The organism is Pseudomonas sp. LAIL14HWK12:I10 (genome assembly GCF_900184205.1).
Classification (GTDB): Bacteria; Pseudomonadota; Gammaproteobacteria; order Pseudomonadales; family Pseudomonadaceae; genus Aquipseudomonas; species Aquipseudomonas kermanshahensis.
Genome location: NZ_FXWU01000005.1, coordinates 119,865 through 138,055 on the forward strand (window position 1 = coordinate 119,865; position 18,191 = coordinate 138,055).

At 63.7% G+C, this 18,191-nt stretch carries 12 protein-coding genes; 4 read left to right on the forward strand and 8 right to left on the reverse strand.

Annotated elements, in window-relative coordinates; translation table 11 throughout:
- Positions 1-147: 147 nt before the first annotated feature.
- Positions 148-2,220 carry a hybrid sensor histidine kinase/response regulator gene (locus QOS90_RS13120; protein WP_085272935.1) on the forward strand — a complete coding sequence of 691 codons (2,073 nt, stop codon included), beginning with the start codon at positions 148-150 and terminating at the stop codon, positions 2,218-2,220.
- Here QOS90_RS13120 and QOS90_RS13125 read toward each other — a convergent pair.
- The 5 genes from QOS90_RS13125 to mexE all read right to left on the reverse strand — a co-directional run bounded on the left by QOS90_RS13125 (position 2,209) and on the right by mexE (position 11,033).
- Positions 2,209-3,831: a response regulator gene (locus QOS90_RS13125; RefSeq protein WP_027593419.1), complete on the reverse strand. Its 1,623-nt coding sequence runs from the start codon at positions 3,829-3,831 to the stop codon at positions 2,209-2,211. The genes QOS90_RS13120 and QOS90_RS13125 overlap by 12 nt on opposite strands.
- Before the next feature lie 110 nt (positions 3,832-3,941).
- On the reverse strand, positions 3,942-4,997 hold the full coding sequence (locus QOS90_RS13130) for a tetratricopeptide repeat protein (RefSeq protein ID WP_027593418.1): 1,056 nt from the start codon (positions 4,995-4,997) through the stop codon (positions 3,942-3,944).
- A 190-nt stretch (positions 4,998-5,187) separates the two neighbouring features.
- On the reverse strand, positions 5,188-6,603 hold the full coding sequence (locus QOS90_RS13135) for an efflux transporter outer membrane subunit (RefSeq protein WP_027593417.1): 1,416 nt from the start codon (positions 6,601-6,603) through the stop codon (positions 5,188-5,190).
- Positions 6,600-9,779 (reverse strand): efflux RND transporter permease subunit, encoded by a 3,180-nt coding sequence (locus QOS90_RS13140; RefSeq protein WP_085272934.1) that lies wholly within the window; start codon positions 9,777-9,779, stop codon positions 6,600-6,602. The genes QOS90_RS13135 and QOS90_RS13140 overlap by 4 nt, the downstream gene beginning before the upstream one ends.
- A 12-nt stretch (positions 9,780-9,791) precedes the next feature.
- On the reverse strand, positions 9,792-11,033 hold the full coding sequence (mexE, locus tag QOS90_RS13145) for a multidrug efflux RND transporter periplasmic adaptor subunit MexE (protein WP_027593415.1): 1,242 nt from the start codon (positions 11,031-11,033) through the stop codon (positions 9,792-9,794).
- A 245-nt stretch (positions 11,034-11,278) separates the two neighbouring features.
- On the opposite strand from mexE, the gene QOS90_RS13150 reads away from it, so the two are divergent.
- The gene (locus tag QOS90_RS13150; RefSeq protein ID WP_085272988.1) at positions 11,279-12,400 is read left to right on the forward strand and encodes an MFS transporter; all 1,122 of its coding nucleotides are present in this window, start codon (positions 11,279-11,281) and stop codon (positions 12,398-12,400) included.
- 42 nt (positions 12,401-12,442) lie between these two features.
- Here the strand turns inward: QOS90_RS13150 and QOS90_RS13155 are convergent, their stop codons facing one another.
- Positions 12,443-13,687, reverse strand: a complete 1,245-nt coding sequence (locus QOS90_RS13155) for a DUF1835 domain-containing protein (protein ID WP_085272933.1) — start codon at positions 13,685-13,687, stop codon at positions 12,443-12,445.
- Between the two features lie 242 nt (positions 13,688-13,929).
- Here QOS90_RS13155 and QOS90_RS13160 point away from each other — a divergent pair, with 242 nt between their 5' ends.
- Positions 13,930-14,613: a tetratricopeptide repeat protein gene (locus QOS90_RS13160; RefSeq protein WP_085272932.1), complete on the forward strand. Its 684-nt coding sequence runs from the start codon at positions 13,930-13,932 to the stop codon at positions 14,611-14,613.
- Positions 14,614-14,628: 15 nt separating this feature from the next.
- On the opposite strand, the gene QOS90_RS13165 is transcribed toward QOS90_RS13160, so the two are convergent.
- Both QOS90_RS13165 and QOS90_RS13170 read right to left on the reverse strand, forming a co-directional pair.
- A complete protein-coding gene (locus QOS90_RS13165; protein ID WP_085272931.1) occupies positions 14,629-16,215 on the reverse strand; it encodes a rhodanese-related sulfurtransferase in 1,587 nt (528 codons plus the stop codon).
- On the reverse strand, positions 16,212-16,820 hold the full coding sequence (locus QOS90_RS13170; RefSeq protein ID WP_085272930.1) for a cysteine dioxygenase family protein: 609 nt from the start codon (positions 16,818-16,820) through the stop codon (positions 16,212-16,214). Before QOS90_RS13170 ends, QOS90_RS13165 begins: the two co-directional genes overlap by 4 nt.
- A gap of 306 nt (positions 16,821-17,126) precedes the next feature.
- On the opposite strand from QOS90_RS13170, the gene QOS90_RS13175 reads away from it, so the two are divergent.
- Positions 17,127-18,068 carry an ABC transporter substrate-binding protein gene (locus QOS90_RS13175; RefSeq protein WP_085272929.1) on the forward strand — a complete coding sequence of 314 codons (942 nt, stop codon included), beginning with the start codon at positions 17,127-17,129 and terminating at the stop codon, positions 18,066-18,068.
- Positions 18,069-18,191: the final 123 nt, after the last annotated feature.

Here is an 18,191-nt window from a genome sequence, read left to right on the forward strand (position 1 = left end):
ACACTCCCATCGGCAACCTAAAGGGACCGCTATTCCATGGCTCAGTGGAAAACCTAATCAGCATAGCTGCCACCTGCCGGTACGCCATAAATGCAGCGCATGCTGTGCTAACGTGAACAACGTCGCCACCCATCAGCCATTGGAGTCATGAGATTGGTCGCAAACGGTACCCCGCGCGAAGTTGAGCCGCAGGTCACCCTGCTGGCGTCCAACCCGGCATCAGCTGATCCCATGGGTGAACGCATTGCCCAATTTGATTGGGGCCGTACGTCGCTAGGGCCGCTGCCACGCTGGCCGGCCTCGCTGCGCATTGCCGTCGACATGATGCAAGGCTCGCCATTCCCGTGTGCGGTGGTGTGGGGGGCGGACCTGAGCGTGGTTCATAATGACGCCTATCGGATGATCCGGGGCGGTGGCCAGGATGCATTGGGGCAGGCGTTCGACGTGCTCTGGAACGATGCCTGGCAGGGCATGGGGCCTTGGGTGTTCAAGGCCCTCGAAGGCCGTTCAAGTTTCGTCGAAGACCCGCCGCTACGTATCGAGCGTGGCAACGTCAACGACCCCTTGTGGTGTGCCTTCGGCTACTCGCCAATTCGGGACGAGCAGGGTGGCATTGCGGGTTTTCTGCATACGGTCATCGAAACCAAGGCCAGTGCCGAGGCGCACCATCATTGGCGCGAGCAGGCGACGGCCTTTGAACAACAGCTCGAACGCTACATGGCCGATCGGGAGCAGATCTGGCAATTGTCCCGCGATGCCACGATGATTGTTACCCGTGAGCTGAAGCTGCACTCCGCCAACCCCGCCTGGCATCGCATCCTGGGCTGGCGTGAGGCGTTGGTACAGAACATGTCGATACTGGAGCTGATCCACCCAGCGGACCGCGCTGAAGTGCAGGTGGCGGTCTCCAGCTTTGTGCAGGGTCAGGAGGCTGAACAGATCGATATCCGCCTGCGCCACCAGGACGGCCACTACCGCTGGTTTAGCTGGTCCGCTAAATTCGATGGCAACTTACTGACCGCCGTCGGCCGCGACATCACCGCAGACCGCGAAGAAGCCACACGCCAGTCCGAGGCCTTGTTGCGCAACAGCGAGCGCCTGGAGGTGGTTGGCCAGCTGGCAGGGGGCATGGCCCATGAAATGAACAACTTGCTGTCCGGCATCGGTGGCAGCCTCGAGCTGTTGCAACGCCGCTTGCTGCAAGGGCGCCTGGAGCGTATCGAGACCTATGTGGAACTGGCGCGAGACTCGGTGCAACGGGCCATGAACCTCACCCACCGGCTGTTGGCGTTTTCCAGTAACCAGCCGCTGGAGGCCAGGCCACTGAATGTCAACCGACAGCTGTCTCTGATCGAGCCCTTGTTGCAGCAGGCGCTGGGCGCGGAAATGAGCCTGCAGTGGCAGTTGGACGTCACCCCCTGGGCTGTCAGCGTCGATGTCACCCAGTTTGAAAATGCCTTGATCAACCTGTGCGCGAACGCCCGTGAAGCGTGCCTTGAGCGCGGCACCGTCACGATCAGGACGGTCAACGAACGCTTGGCGACGCATTTCCCGGATGAGAACGGGCTGCCGCCAGGCGACTATGTGGCCTTGCATGTTGAGGATGACGGCCACGGGATGTCGGCCGCAGAGGTCGCCAAGGCCTTTGAACCGTTCTTCACGACCAAGCCCCTGGGACGGGGATCGGGGCTTGGCCTGCCGATGGTCTATGGCTTTGTCGGGCAGTCGGGGGGCTATGTGTGGATAGAGTCGACCCAAGGCCAAGGGACGAAAGTCTCCATGCTGTTTCCGCGTAGCCTGGCGCCGGTTCCGGAGGAGCAACCGGTATGCCTGCCAAGCGTTAAACGTGCACAAGGCCAGCGTGTATTGTTGGTTGATGACGAACTCAACCTGCGTGCACTGATGCGCGAATTTCTCACCGAGCGCGGGTTTGCCATCTGTGACGTTCAAGATGCCAATTCAGCGCTGGACCGCTTCCGCCATGACGGGCCTTTTGACCTGGTAATCACGGATATCGGCTTGCCGGGTGGGTTCAGTGGGCGGCAAGTGGCCAAGGCAATCCGCATGATCGTGCCGTCGCAGAAGATTCTGTTCATCACCGGCTACACCGACCAGCCGATCGAAGCCCAGTTGCTCGATCAGCCGGGCACCGCATTGATGCTCAAGCCGTTTGCGCTGGAGCACTTGGCGAACCAGGCCTTGCACATGCTAGGCGGTTGAACCGGTGCAGGGCTTGCCGAGAATCTGCGTCACCTGCGCCTGCAACTGCTTGAGCTCGAATGGTTTGCATATGAGGTGCATGCCAGCGCCGAGGAAGCCTTCGCGAGCCATGGCCGTTTCCGCGTATCCGGTAATGAACAGCACCGGCAGGCGTGGCCGCAGGGTACGTGCGATCTCCGCCAGTTGCCGTCCATTCATGCCCGGCAGGCCAACATCGCTGACCAACAGGTCGATCCGTTGTGACGACCGCAGGATCTGCAGGGCTTCATTGGCGTTGGCGGCGGTTTGGCAGGGGAAGCCGTCTTCGCTCAGTGCCTGACACAGTAATTGGCGCACATGCGGGTCGTCTTCGACCACCAGCACATGGTGGCCCGTGCTGTCAGGCGCAGGTGCGAGGGCTGGGCGTTTGGGCATTGCCTCGCCGACGTGCCGCGGCAAGTACAGGTCGACCTGGGTGCCATGGCCGATCTTGCTCTGCAGGGTGACATGCCCATGCGACTGCTTGCTGAAGCCATACACCATAGAAAGGCCAAGGCCGATGCCCTGGCCGACGGGTTTGGTGCTGAAAAACGGCTCGAAAGCGTGTTCCAACGTGCTCTGCGACATACCCTGGCCGTTGTCGATGATGCGCAGGCGCAGGTAATCACCGCTGTTCAGGGCGCCGTCGGCGAACTGCTTGGCCTCAATCTGCTGGTTGCTGGCCTCGATACGCAGCAGGCCGCCGGTGGGCATGGCTTCGCAGGCATTGAACAGCAGGTTGTCGAGGGCTTCGCGCAGTTGCCCATCATCGGCCTCCACGGCCCACAGGTCGTTGGGCACGTGCAGTTGCAGGGTCACCGAGTGGGTCAGGCCAGCGTTCAGGCGCTTCGCCTCCAGCAATGCATGCAGGTCGACCCGCTGGCTGTGCAACGATTGCCGGCTGGAAAAGGCCAGCAGCCGATGGGTCAATTTTCCTGCGCGTGACACGGCCTCCTGGCCCATGCGCAAAATGCCTTCCAGGCTGTCGCTTCGGCCTTTGCTCAAGCGTCGCTCGATCAGCTCGAAGCTACCGCCGATACTGGTCAGCAGGTTGTTGAAATCATGAGCAATGCCACCGGCCAACTGGCCGACAGCTTCCATCTTGCGAATTTGTGTGCGGGCAAGCTCGCTGCTGTGCTGTTCCTGGCTGCGGGCGTCCATCCGCTGTTGCAGTGCAGACAGTTGATCCCGCGCCAGGTATTGATGGCGGCGGTTGCGCTGGGCGATACGCGCCAGCTGCAGCACTTGCCCGTCATCAAGCGGGCAGAGCAACTGCATCAGGTTACCGTCCGGCGGGTGAGAAGGCCGGGTGGCAGTGGCGGCCAAGTCCATGATCAACAAGATGGGCAGGTCGGACCAGCTGGGCTGTTGGTCGATAAACCCCTGCAACGGTACGCTGGGGCCATTGCTGAAATGTTGTTCGGCGATGATGACCAAGGCTGCGCCTTCAATCAGGCAGGCGTGCAGGTTGGCGATGTCGAGGGTGCACTGGCTCTCGATGCCAGCGGACGCCAGTAGACGCGCGGTATCCGCGGCAAGTTGCGGGGGTGCCAGGATCAAGGCACGTTCGTCCAGCGCCAACGAACTGGCCAAAGCGACGCTCCTGTGACAGTGGGCAGGGCCGAGGTTGGCCTGCCGCCAGTGGTTCGATACTCACTGGACCACGGGCTGCCGCTTAGGGTTCAACGAATTAGGGGCGGGGCCTACAGGCCTTGTTGCAGCACCGGATCGTCAGGGTTCTGGCGCTCTAGTTCGGCCAGTAGCACCTGGACGTTCTGCAGTTGGCCGGTCTCTTTCCAGTACTGGATCAGCAACAGCCGGGCCCGGCGATTGGCCGGTTGCCGATTGAGCACGGTTTCCAGCTGCTTTTGCGCAGCGTCGACCTGGTCGAGCTCATGCAAGGTCATTGCCAGCGAGTAGCGGTAGTCGGCGTTGTCCGGGTCCAGCTCCACCGCACGCGATAAGGCCAGCAAGGCGTACTCACGCTGTTCGTGGCGATTGAGCCAGAGCCCGAGCTCATATTGCAGAAAGGCTGAGTCGGGGCTCAGCAGCAAAGCCTTGGCCAGCACTTGGCGGGAGGCGTCGTGATGGCCCTGGCGCTCCAGCAGGCGTACCTGGGTTGCCAGCGCGTCCAGATTGCCTGGTGCAACCTGCAGGGCGCGTTGCAAGGCCGTAGCTGCCTGGGTGTAGTCGTTTTCGTGCAGGTACAGGCGCGCCAAGTGCACCTGCGCGTCGGCGTCTTCGGGCTGCAGCTCCAGCGCCTGCTGATACTGCTCAAGGGCGGCCTGCAAGGGGCCGAAGTACAGGCCTATGGCGTCCGGGTCGAGGCCCAGCAGGGCGTCCACGGCAGCGAAACGTACACTTTGATCCGCATCATCCAGCAACGGGCCCAGCACCAGGCTGCGTTGCGCGGCGGGGAGCAGGCGGCGGATACCGGCGATGGCGGCTCGGCGTACCAGCGGGTCGGCATGCTCCAGGTCCAGGCGCGCGAGTTTCAGCGCCTGTGGGGAGGGGTAGTTGGGCAGCTCGGCATACAGGGCCGCACGGCGGATGGGGGCCAGGTCGTTACGTTGCAACTGCTGGTACAGCACCCGCGCTGCCCCCGGCAAGCCTTCATGGGCCTGGCGCAAGGCCTTGGCGTAGCTGTGCGCGGGCAGCGTAGGCGGCGCCGGCTGTTCGTCTCGCGGCAGGTAGCTGATCATGGCCGACACCAGAATCAGCAGCAGCAAGGCGATCAGGTAGCGGTTGCGTCTGGGCATCGGACGGTCCGTGGCGGCAGGAAGGGCAGAGCTTGGGGCAGCTAGGGGGCAAATGCAACCGCTGAAGGCTTGGCGGTGCCACGGCCGTCACAGCCCGTACAAGGCATCAAAAAAAGCCCCGCAGGCCGAGGCCAGCGGGGCAAACGGTTGGGGGAGGAACCAACCAAAGGAGTCGATAAAGCGGGTGAAATCAGCGCGTGCTGGCCACCGTTTCAGGTTGCCAGCCACCGCCCAAGGCTTTGTAGATCGAGACGATACCCCGGTACAGCTCGACCTCACCCTGGGCCTGGGCATCTTCAGCGCTGAGGCGTTCACGTTCAGCGTCGAGCAACACCAGGTAGTCCACCGTACCTTCGCGATAACGGATCGACGCCAGCTCCGCAGCCTTGCGGCTGGCGTCACTCTGGCGCATCAGCGACAGCAGGCGCTGCTGTGTCTTGTCGTAATCGCTGAAGGCATTGGCCGACTCTTCCAGGGCCAGCAGCACCTGCTGCTCATAGTTGGCCAGGGCGCCTTCGGCGTCTGCCTTGGCACCGCGCAGGCGGGCCCGTACGCTGCCCAGGTCGAAGGCCGCCCAGGTGATGCTAGGGCCAAGGCCCCAGGCATTGGCTGCCGAAGACCCAATCTGCGAGCCGCGTGCGGCGGTAAAGCCGAGGAAGCCACTGAGGCTGACCCGCGGGAACAGGTCAGCGGTGGCGACACCGACGTTGGCCGTAGCGGCCGCCAGCTGGCGTTCGGCACTGCGGATATCCGGGCGGCGCCGCAGCAACTCGCCAGGGTCGCCCACCGGCAGCGCTTTGGCGATCGCCGGCAGGGCCTTGGGCGACAGGTCGACGCTCAGTGCATCCGGGCGTTGACCAAGCAGGGTGGCGATGCGATGGCGGGCACGCGCCTGTTCGGCCTGTAGCTGCGGCACGGTGGCCTCGACGCCGGCCAGGCGCGCATCGGCCCGGACCACGTCGAGTTCGTTGCCGACCCCGGCATCGCGCAGGGTTTCGGTGATGCTGCGCGATTCTTGCTGAGTCTTGAGGTTGGCCAGGGCGATGTTCTCGCGCAACTGCGCGCCACGCAGTTGGCCGTAGGCGTCGACCAGTTCGGCGATCAGGCTGACCTGCAACTGCTGCAAGTCGGCTGCGGCAGCGGCTTCCTGGGCTTCGCTGGCTTCGATCTGGCGCTGGATACGGCCGAACAGGTCAAGCTCCCAAGCCATGTCCAGGCCCAGGTCGTAGCGTTCGCTGTTAACCCGCTGCTCAGTCTGGCCGGGGACCTGGCCCTTGCCGATTTCGCTGCTGGCACGGCTGGTGACCACCGGCAACTGGTCGTTCGAGGCGTCCTCACGGATCGCACGGGCCGACTTCAGCCGGGCGAAGGCCACCCGAAGGTCACGGTTGCCGTCGAGCGAGGCCTGCACCAGTTGGTTCAGCACCGGGTCGTCGAACTGCTTCCACCAGATGCTTTCGAAGCGGCTGCGGTCGTAGGCCTTGGCCTGCATTTCAGTGTCGAAATGGGCAGGCTCGGTGGTCGGCGTCTTGTAGTCCGGGCCCACCGCACAGGCCGCCAGGGCCAAGGCCAACAGGCTCGGGGTCAGGGGCTTGAGCATATTCATGCGTGGCTCTCCAGCGATTGAACGCGTTCGGCCTTGCGGGCCTGGCGGCGTTCGACGAAACGGCGGATCAGGAAGAAGAACACAGGCGTCAGGAACAGCCCGAATACAGTGACGCCGATCATCCCCGAGAACACCGCGACACCCATGGCGTGGCGCATTTCCGAGCCGGCACCGGAGGAGAACACCAGCGGTACCACGCCCATGATGAAGGCGATCGAGGTCATCAGGATCGGCCGCAGGCGCAGGCGGCAGGCTTCCAGTACCGCAGCCAGCGGGTCGAGGCCCTTGGCCTGTTCATCCTTGGCGAACTCGACGATCAGGATCGCGTTCTTGCACGCCAGGCCCACCAGTACGATCAAGCCGATCTGGGTGAAGATGTTGTTGTCGCCACCCGAGATGATCACCCCGGTAATGGCCGACAGCAGGGTCATCGGCACGATCAGGATCACCGCCAGCGGCAGGCTCCAGCTTTCGTACTGGGCGGCCAGCACCAGGAAGGCCAGCAGCACGCAGAGCGGGAAGACGAACAGCGCGGTGTTGCCTGAGAGGATCTGCTGGTAGGTCAGGTCGGTCCACTCGAAGGTCATGCCGTTGGGCAGCTCTTCCTTAAGCAGTTTTTCAATGGCTGCCTCGGCCTGGCCAGAGCTGTAGCCCGGTGCCGCCGCGCCGTTGATCTCGGCAGTGATGAAGCCGTTGTAGTGCATGACGCGGTCAGGCCCGGAGGTGTCGCTGACCTTGAGGAAGGTCGCCAGCGGGATCATCTCGCCCAGGTTGTTGCGCACCTTCAACTGGCCGATCTGCTCGGCGTCGAGACGGAACTGCTGTTCTGCCTGAACGTTGACCTGGTAGGTACGGCCAAAGCGGTTGAAGTCGTTGGTGTACAGCGAGCCCAGGTAGACCTGCAGGGTGTCGAAGATGTCATTGATCGCCACGCCGTGGGTCTTGGCCTTTTCGCGGTCGATGGCTGCATCGACCTGTGGCACGTTGACCTGGTAGCTGGTGAACACGCCAGCCAGCTCCGGCACGTTGTGGCTCTTGGCGATGATGTTCTGGGTTTCTTTGTACAGCGCTTCGTAGCCCAGGTTGCCGCGGTCCTCGATCTGCAGGCGGAAGCCGCCGATGGTGCCCAAACCTTGAACCGGCGGAGGCGGGAAGATCGCGATGTAGGCGTCTTGGATGTCGGCGAACTGGGCATTCAGCGCGGCGGCGATGGCGGCTGCCGACTGGCTCGGGTCTTTACGCTCGTCAAATGGCTTGAGCGGGGTGAACACGATGCCGCTGTTCGGGCTGTTGGTGAAACCGTTGATCGACAGGCCTGGGAAGGCCACCGAGTCGGCAACACCCGGTTGCTTCAGGGCGATTTCGCTCATGCGCTTGATCACCGCCTCGGTGCGGTCGAGGCTGGCGGCGTCTGGCAGTTGGGCGAAGGCGACCAGGTACTGCTTGTCCTGGGCCGGTACGAAACCGGTCGGGGTGGACGAGAAGCCCAGGTAGGTCAGGCCCATCAGGCCAGCGTAGACGAACAGGGCGATGCCGCTGGAGCGGATGACCCGGCGCACGCCGCCAACATAGCTGTGGCTGGCACGGTCGAAGAACCGGTTGAACGGCGCGAACAGCCAACTGCCCAGCAGCTTTTCCAGCAACCGCGAGAAACGGTCCTTGGGCGCGTGGTGGTCTTTGAGCAGCACAGCCGCCAAGGCCGGCGACAAGGTCAGCGAGTTGAATGCCGAGATCACGGTCGAGATGGCGATGGTCAGGGCAAATTGCTTGTAGAACTGGCCGGTAAGCCCGGAAATGAACGCCGCAGGTACGAACACGGCGCACAGCACCAAGGCGGTGGCGATGATCGGCCCGGTCACTTCGCTCATGGCCTTTTGCGTGGCTTCCAGCGGTTTCAGGCCAAGCCCGATATTACGCTCGACGTTCTCCACCACGACGATGGCGTCGTCCACCACGATACCGATGGCCAATACCAGCCCGAACAGCGACAAGGCATTGAGTGAGAAGCCGAACAGGTGCATCACGGCAAAGGTACCGATCAGCGACACCGGCACGGCCAGCAGCGGAATGATCGAGGCGCGCCAGGTCTGCAGGAACAGGATCACGACCAGGACGACCAGGATCAGCGCTTCGAACAGCGTGTGCACTACCGCTTCGATCGAACCACGGACGAACACAGTCGGGTCATAGACGATGCTGTAGTCCATCCCCTCAGGGAAGTCCTTCTTCAGCTCGGCCATTTTCGCCCGCACTTCGTCGGAGATGTCGATGGCATTGGAGCCTGGGCGCTGGAAGATCGGGATCGCCACCGCCGGCTGGTTGTTCAGCAGCGAGCGCAGGGCGTACTGGCTGGAGCCCAGCTCGACCCGGGCGATGTCTTTCAGGCGGGTGATTTCGCCATCGGCCCCGGCACGGATGATGATGTTCTCGAACTCTTCCTCATTGACCAACCGGCCTTGGGTGTTGATTGACAGCTGGAAGCTGGTGGAGCCGGGGGCGGGCGGGGCGCCCAATTGGCCGGCCGCAACCTGGCGGTTCTGCTCACGGATGGCCGCAACGACGTCGCTGGCAGTCAGGTTGCGCGAAGCGGTCTTGTTAGGGTCGAGCCACACGCGCAGCGAGTAGTCGCCCATGCCGAACAGCTGCACATCACCCACGCCGCCCAGGCGCGCCAACTCGTCCTTGATGTTGAGGATGGCGTAGTTGGACAGGTAGAGCATGTCGTAGCGGTTGTCCGGCGACGTCAGGTGCACGACCATGGTCAGGTCGGGCGAGGCCTTGTCGACGGTGATACCAATGCGCGTCACTTCTTCCGGCAGCTTGGGCTGGGTACGGGTGACACGGTTCTGGACCTGCACCTGCGCGTTGTCCAGGTCAGTGCCCAGGGCGAAGGTGATGGTCAGTGTCAGCTTGCCATCGGCGGTGGACTGGGAGGACATGTACAGCATGTTCTCCACGCCGGTGATGGCCTGCTCCAGCGGCGCGGCGACCGTTTCACCGATCACCTTGGGGTTGGCGCCCGGGAAGTTGGCACGCACCACCACTGTAGGCGGCACTACCTCGGGGTATTCGCTGATCGGTAACTGGAACAGCGAGATCGACCCTGCGATCAGCAGTACCAGCGACAGTACCGCCGCGAAGATCGGCCGGGTGATGAAGAATTTCGAGAAGTTCATCGATGTGGTCCCTTAACCGCGTGGCGCTTGGGCGCTGGCGACTTTTACAGTGGCGCCCGCTACCTTCGGCGCCGGGTTGCTGGCCTCCAGGGCCTGGCGCTGTTGGGCGAGGGCGGCGAGGGTCTGCTCGCTGGCCATCGGGGTGTCTTCCGGGGTTACCGTGGAGCCTGGGCGCACACGCTGCAGGCCCCTGACCACGATGCGGTCGTCCTTGGCCAGGCCGCTGCGCACGATGCGCAGGCCTTCTAGCTTCGGTCCCAGCTCTACCGCGCGGTAGGCGGCTTTGTTGTCCTTGTCCATCACCAGCACGAACTTCTTGCCAAGGTCGGTGCCGACGGCTTCGTCGTTGATCAGCACGGCGTCGTACTGGGCGCTGCCGACCAGCTTCAGGCGGGCATACAGGCCAGGGGTGAACTGGCCGTCGCGGTTGTCGAACACGGCGCGGCCACGGATGGTGCCAGTGCGCGGGTTGACCTGGTTGTCGACGAAGTTCATCTGGCCCAGGTGCGGGTTGCCGGTTTCGTTGGTCAGGCCGAGGTACACCGGGGTGGCCTGGCCGCGCTGGCCTTCACGCGCCAGCTGGGTGTACTTGAGGTACACGCGCTCGTCGGCGTCGAAATAGGCGTAGACCTTGTCGGTGGAGACCACGCTGGTCAGCGGGGTGACGTCGGCGGTGACGATGTTGCCGGCCGTGAACTGGGCACGGCTGACCCGGCCGCTGATGGGCGCGGTCACGCGGGTGAAGCTCAGGTTCAGGCGGGCCAGGTCGAGTTGGGCCTGGATCGCATCGACCCCGGCGCGGGCTTCGGCGGCGGCGCTGCTGCGCGACTCGGCAAGCTCGGCGGAGATCGCGTTGCTGTCACGCAGGCGCTCGCCGCGGCGGGCTTCGTTGGCGCTGCGAATGGCTGTAGCCTTGGCTTGTTGCAGTTGGGCTTCGAGGCGGCGGACCTCTGCCTGGAACGGGCGTGGGTCGATCTGGAACAGCAGGTCGCCTTTCTTGACCTGCGCGCCCTCGGTGAAACCAACCAGGTCGATCTGGCCCGAGACCCGTGGCCGCACTTCGACGGTTTCCGGGGCTTCGAGGCGGCCGGTGAACTCGTCCCATTCGTTGATCGGCTGCTCGATCACCTTGGCCACGCTGACCTTGGGCGCGGCGGGCGCCTGCACGGCGTCGGGGGTTCGACCGCAAGCGCTGAGCACTACGACTGCCAGGGCAGCGAGTGGAAAGCGCAAGGGTTTGAGTGATTGTTCCATGGAGAACTCCGCCAATGTATTAGTAGTGGGCGGAGTGTGAGTGTCTTGCGCGTGAGGCACGAATCGAACGGGGCGAAGGTTATTATCACGCTGAATGATATGTCGGGATATTTCATCGGTGGTGGGCATGGTAGGGTGCCTGTGCTGGCCCTTTCGCGGGGCAGACACCCTCGTATGTGACTCAAGGCCTCGTAGTGAAAAGCACCCCCCAATTCCCCAGGCCCCTCGGCATCGTCTGCCTGGGCATCCTGCAAATCCTGGTCTGGGGCGGTTCGTTCTTCCTCATGGCCGTGATGGCCGACCCGATCAGCCGTGACACTGGCTGGCCCAGCCAGTGGGTGTACGGCGCGTTGTCGCTGAGCCTGATGGTCTCGGCGCTGTGCGCCCCGTTGTCCAGCCGCCTGGTCGCCCGCTACGGCGGCCGCCCGCAAATGGCGGCCAGTGGTGCGGTGGTTGCAGTGGGCCTGCTGATCATGGCTGCCAGCCACAGCCTGTTGGTGTTCCTGCTGGCTTGGGCGGTGATCGGTGTGGGCATGGCCATGGGGCTGTACGAGGCCTTGTTCTCGACCCTGGGCGGCCTGTATGGCGAGGGCGCTGGCAAGGCTATCACTGGCATCACCCTGATTGCCGGCTTTGCCTCGACCCTGTCGTGGCCGACCGTAGCGTTGGCCATCGAGCACCTGGGCTGGCGCATGACTTGCGTGTGCTATGCGGTCGTGCTGCTACTGGTGGTAGCTCCGTTGTATTGGCGTGTATTGCCGCAAGGCGGGCAGGTCGAGGTGCGCAAGGTACAGCAGAACAGCGCTGCAGTCGGGGTAGATCGCCAGCTCTACCTGCTGTTGACCGGCATGTTCGCCATTGGCGCGATCATCATGACGGCGATTGCCGTGCAGTTGGTCGCCGTGCTCCAGGGCCTTGGGCATTCGCTGCCGGTGGCGATCGGCCTGGCGGCGATGCTCGGCCCCAGCCAGGTGGCCTCGCGGGTGCTGCAGATTCTGGCGGGCAAGCGCCACCCAATCTGGACGGCGCTGGCCTGGGTAAGCCTGGTGCTGGTGGGCTTGCTGCTGGTGACGCTGGTGCCGGCGGCCACGGCCGTGGGCCTCCTGGTATTCGGTTGCGGTAACGGCTTGCGGGCGATCGTGCGCGGGCTATTGCCGCTGGCAATGATGCCGCCCGCGCAGTATGTGCTGCTGATGGGGCGCATGTCGCGGCCTTCGCTGATCGGCCAGGCCTTGACGCCGCTGGTGGGTGGTTATCTGTTTGAGCACTTTGGCTCAATGGGGGTATTGGTGACCTTGTGCCTGCTGGCACTGGTCAATGTGGTGCTGGTGGGCTTGGTGATGCGGCGGGTACGTGCCGGCGCTTGAAAGGGCTGAGTCCCTTTGAGATCAAGCGCCAGCAGCATTTCCCTAATGGCGCTGCCAGACTTCGCCTCGCTCGCTGACGACCCAAGGCGCTTGCTCAGCGTCGATAAGTACACCGCCAACCCAGCGCGGGGGAGGCGCCTGATCCAGCCAATTGGCCTGCCCGTCGAGAACGCTTTCGCCCAGTGCAGTCAGCCTCAAGGGCCGTTGCGCCCAGCCCTCTCCTGAGCCTTCCAGCAACAGCGGGTGCGGTGCATGGATCAGCGGTTGCAGCAGCACGTGGAACATCAGGTCGCCCAGGTAAGGCAGCGGTTCATCGTGCATCATCAGCTGTGCAAACACTCGGCCGGCTGGGAGCTCACCCTTTTGCGCGAGGATGCGTAACAGCAAGCGCTCTGTGAGGCTCAGGCCATCCTTTGCCCCTGGCAACTCCTGCAACTGGCGCGCAAGTGCTGCGCTTAATTGGGGTAAACACGGGTGTTCCTGAGCCGCAAGGGCAGCCCAAGCGCGTGGGGCTGGTGCGGTATAGGCAGCCCAAGCCTGCTTCGCTAACGCTAGGGCGTCTGGGCCCAAAGGCCGCCGTTGTGGCCAAAGCCAGGCAAGCAGGTCGGGGGCGAGTTGGCCGATGCCGATGAAGCGCTCGACGCCGGGCACCTCGGTAATTTCGATCAGCTCGAGCCGCCGCGGCAGGCAGGGCAGGCTTGCCAGAATCCGGATCAGAAATAGCTGATCGTAAGCATCCCCTTCGCACCAGAGCACAACTTCACTATCAGCGTTCAACTGTGCCAGTGCTGCGCGCTGCCTAGCCTGGCGCTGCTCGACGTCCTGCGCGCCAAGGTTGAACGCCTGTTGCGTATACGCGGCACGCACGGGCCAGTACTCATCTTCTGGCAGTGCCGGCACCGGCCCCATGACCATCGGGTCGTCGAACATGTGAAACGCGCCGTTAAAGCCCACTGTGCGCAAGCTATGGGCGATGTCATTGCCGCAGCGCCAGTGCTGCACGGTAGACTCGCCATCGGCGGTGAAGCTTGGGTGGCGCGCTGCAAAGGCGACAGCGTCCGCATGCGCCTTGAGCTTTGGCCAACTGGCAAAACCCGCTTCGCGGGCCAGCAGCCACTGGGTGTCAGCGAGCCTGTAATGCGGGCCAGTCAGGCCGAGTAGGCGCAGTTGGGCGCGCGCGTCCTCGGCCTCGCCGTTGTTTAGCGCTTTCAGCAAGCGTTTGGCGCGTGTGCGCAGGTCGGCCAGATCGAGCAGGCCGTGATGACGGGAAGCATGGATGGCGGGCATGCCAACTCCTTTGGGGCTCGGTCCGCCGACAAGCCGGGAGCTGGAATGAAAATGAGATGAAGCGTGGCTTGGGCACCCCTTCGCGCGGACCGCAGGCGCAGCGAACGCCCTAGGGCGGACTCTAGCGGCTAGTGGGCGGTGAAGCAATGGCCTGGCGGTTGATGGGAACTTCGATGGCATGTTCAGGTCGATAGCGTCTTCTTTCGAACCAGGCCCACCTGGACCCGTCGAGTGCGTTCCTCATGTCAAGCAAGCGTATGCTGTCGGCCTTAACCCTGTTGTTCAGTATCACTGCGTGCGATTTCATCACCGCCGGCGAGCGCACAGCGCCTGCAAGCAGTAACACAGCCTCGACCCTGCTGATCGAAACAGCCTCCAGGCAATACGCAGAAGGCAAACTGGACCAGGCTGCCGCCTCGCTGGAGCGGGCGCTGCAAATCCAGCCGAACAACCCCGCCACGCTGCACTACCTGGGTGTGCTGCGCCTGCAGCAGGGGCAATACGAACAGGCTGAAGTGCTGGCGGCGCGCTCCAACCTGCGGGTTGGACGCAACGTGGCCTTGCGCAATCGCAATCTGCAATTGATCGAGGCGGCGAACCAAGCCCGGATTTCGGGTACGCCGCCGGGTGCTGTAAAGGCGTCGGCCGTTCAAGTAATACCCGCAGAGGCCAGCCCGGAGCCCGCGCGATCAGTCTCCCTGGCTGCTGCCCAGCAACGCCAGGGCGTTGCCGGTCAGCAGCGCGTGGGCATGCCTGAATACCTCATGGACGAAACTGCCTTCGAGGTACCGCGGGGCCACAGGCCGCCGCCAGGCAAATGCCGAATCTGGTACCCCGATCGCCCACCTGGGCACCAACCCCCGCCGGGCAAATGTAAGAAGCTGCAAAAGCATGTTCCAGCGGGTGCCTACCTACTGCGTCACTGATGACCGGGGCGCACGTTAACGGACAACATGAAACCCATGGGTACCGTCGCGCTCCAGTTGGGCGATCAGGCCGAACTCCCAGTCCAGATACCCTTGCATGGCTTCACGCGGGTTGTCGGTGCCTTCATAAGGCCGGCGATAGCGGTCGCTGCGCGCCACTGCCAGGTGCGTTTCGCCACTTTCCAGCGGTAAGCCCGCAGCAATCCAGCGCGCAGTGCCGCCCTCCAGCACATACACCGGTGTGTGTGTCAGGGCCTGCAAATCGACCGCCGCAAAGCGCGCCAGCAAGCTGCTGCCGCAGGTGAGCACGTAGCGTTCGGCAACCGGCAGTTGCTCCAGCACCTGCGGCAACTGCGCTCGGATCGCCCAATGGGCACCCGGGATGTGGCGTTTGACGTAGTTGGCGCTGGTGGTGAAGTCCAGCAGCACCGTGCCTGTCGCTTGCAGCCAGTCATGCAATTGGTCAACGCCGATATCGCTCACCTGGGGCTGTTCTGGCAACGGCGCCTGCCAATCGCCGGGCTCGCTGAAATCCGCTGCCGACAGGCCGTCCAGCACGGCGACCTGCCAGCCCATCTGGGCCAGCCACGAGGCACTCATGTTGGCCCGCACACCGTCGTCATCCACCAGCACGATGCGAGCGCCGCGCACGCTGGCGACATGGTCGGTCTCTTGCACCAGTTGCCCGCCGGGGACCGAGCGGCTGGCCGGTAGATGGCCCTGGGCAAACTCTTCAGGGGTACGCACATCGAACAGGTAGGTGGTGCGGTAGGGCTCTGCCTGCCAGGCCGCCAGGCCTTCGCGAGTCAGCCGCGCGACTACGGCACGGTCGGCCACGGCGCGGGCACGGTCGGCGGCGCTGGCGCGGGTGGTGTCGCTAACGGGGGAAAAGCTGCGTTGCTGGCCGTGAGCCAGTTGCTGGCCTGCAAGCGTCCAGCCGATGGTGCCATTGCGCAGTGCCGCCACCGGGTTGGGGATGCCGGCGTTGACCAGTGATTGGGTGCCGATGATGCTGCGGGTACGCCCCGCGCAGTTGACGATTACCTGGGTGGCGGGGTTCGGCGCAAGCTCGGCCACGCGCAATACCAGTTCGGCCCCCGGCACACTGATGCCGCCGGGGATGCTCATGGTCTGGTACTCGTCGAAACGACGGGCGTCGAGCACCACCACATCGGCTTTGGCATCGAGCAATGCCTGCACCTGCTCGGCCGCCAACGACGGCGTGTGCCGCTCGCTTTCAACCAGCTCGCCAAAGGCCTTGCTTGGCACGTTGACGTCACGGAACAACTCGCCGCCAGCCGCGCGCCAGCCAGCCAGGCCGCCCTCGAGCAGTGCCACATCGCTGTAACCCAACGCCGACAGGCGCGCGGCAGCCAGCGTAGCCAGCCCTTCACCGTCGTCATACAGGGTGATGGCGGTGTCACGCCGCGGTACCCGGGCGAAGACTTCCAGCTCCAGCTTCGACAGCGGGATGTTGGCGGCAAACAGCGGGTGTTCCTGGGCGAACGGGTCTTCCTCGCGAACATCGATCAACGCCAGCTCTTCATGGGCCAGCAAGGCCCGGCGAATGTCATGGAAGGAACGGGTGGCGACAGTACTCATGGGGCTGGATTCTCTTTGGACAGGTCCCAGATGTTGGGCAGGAGGGTATTGGAGTAGCCGGAGATGAAGGGTTTTTCAGTGCCGTCGGCCAGGTACACCGCCCGGCTGACCGCGCCGATGTTGGCGCCGTAGACGTGGATGCTGATCGACACCTGGTCGTCGAAGGCGTTACTGACCTGGTGAATGTCGCCGATACGCGGCGAAACCGCTTCGACATGGCCAGGGTCGATCCGCACCGGCGCACCGGCCGGCAGCAACGCACCGTGCTCGCTGCGGGCGAAACCTTGCGAATATTCAGCGCCGCGCAGCATGCCGATCAGCCCCCAGACCCGGTGATCGTGAATCGGTGTCTGCTGCCCTGGCCCCCAGACGAAGCTGACGACAGAGAAGCGTTGGCGCGAGTCGCAATGCAGCAGGTATTGCTGGTAGCGGCTTGGGTCCGGTTGGGCGAGGGCTTCGGGTAACCAGTCGTCATGGGCGACCAGGCTGCGCAGCAGGCCTTGGCCTTGGTCGAGGAGGGTGGCTTCGTCGGGGGCTCGGTCAAGCAGCTCCGAAAGCGCACCGATGAAGTGTCGCAGGCGCTCCAGGCGCAGGGGTTGGCTCATGGTTCAGGCTCGGCTGACGGTTTCGGTTAACCCTAGCAAAGTCGCTGAATATTCACCAAAGTAAAATTAATCATAAGCTAATATGCAAAATATGCATTTACAGGCTCGCCTATCTGTTTTGAAATAGGCCACCGTCGGAGGCATTAGGTTATGCCTACAACGAATTTCCCACAGGCTTTATACATCGATAACTTATAAGCAAGGCGCTGGTTAGATTCAAAGCGCATACCACTGTCATTTATCAAAGCGAGACCGCACGGGCGGATCGACTACCTAGTTGCGCCTTTATTGGCCCTGGAGACGAACGTGCGATACCTCAAGCAACTGGCCGCCGGTGTGCTGGCCACCTCACTGAGCCTGGCCGCCGCCGCGCAGACCCTGGTGGTCGGCGATCAAAGCTTTAATGCCCGTGCGGTGATGGAAGCCGCCGGCGTGCTCGATGACGTGCCCTATACCCTGGAATGGAAGCAGTTCACTGCAGGCTCCCCGGTGGCTGAAGCCTTGAATGTCGGCAGCCTCGACATTGGCCTGCTGGGCGATGCGCCGCCGCTGTTCCTCGGTGCCTTGGGGGCACCGATCAAGGTGATTGCGGTGAGCCGGCAGAACCTCGACGGGGTCGCCATCCTGGCGCGCAAGGATTCGAACATTCACAGCCTTGAAGACCTGCGCGGCAAACGCGCGGCCCTGTGGAAAGGCTCGTGGAGCCAGCAACTGCTGTTCAGCGCCCTGGACAAGGCCGGCGTGCCCCGCGATGCACTGGAACTGCGCTACCTCAGCGCGCTGGATGCCTCGCACGCCCTGGATGGCGGTTCGGTGGACGTGATCGCGACCTGGGAGCCCTATGTCACCCAACAGGAGCGCCAAGGCGCCAGGGTGCTGGCCACAGCCGAAGGCTTGATTCCGGCCCAGAGCTTTGTGGTGGCCAATGCCAAGGCCGTCGACGCCAAGCGTGCGCAGATCACTGATTTTCTGCAGCGTTTGAAGAAGGCCCGTGATTGGACCTTGAACAACCCAGCCAACACCGAGGCCTATGCCGACGCCTGGGCCAAGCGCACCCGCGCCGACCGCGACATTGCCCGGGCCTGGTTCGCCCGCGCGCGCACCGACGTGGCGCCACTCAACCCCCAGGTGATTGTCGATGCGCAGAAGACCGTGGACTTCTTTGCCGGGCTTGGGCTGATCAAGGCCTACCCGGCAGCGAGCCTGTTCGATACCTCGTTTGCAGCGGCGCTGGCCAACGACCATTGAGTTTGGCTGTGCCGGCCTCTTCGCGGGCAAGCCCGCTCCCACAGGGACCGCGTCGACGCTGAAGATGGCGCTTTTCCTGTGGGAGCGGGCTTGCCCGCGAAGAGGCCGGTACAGCCCCATCAC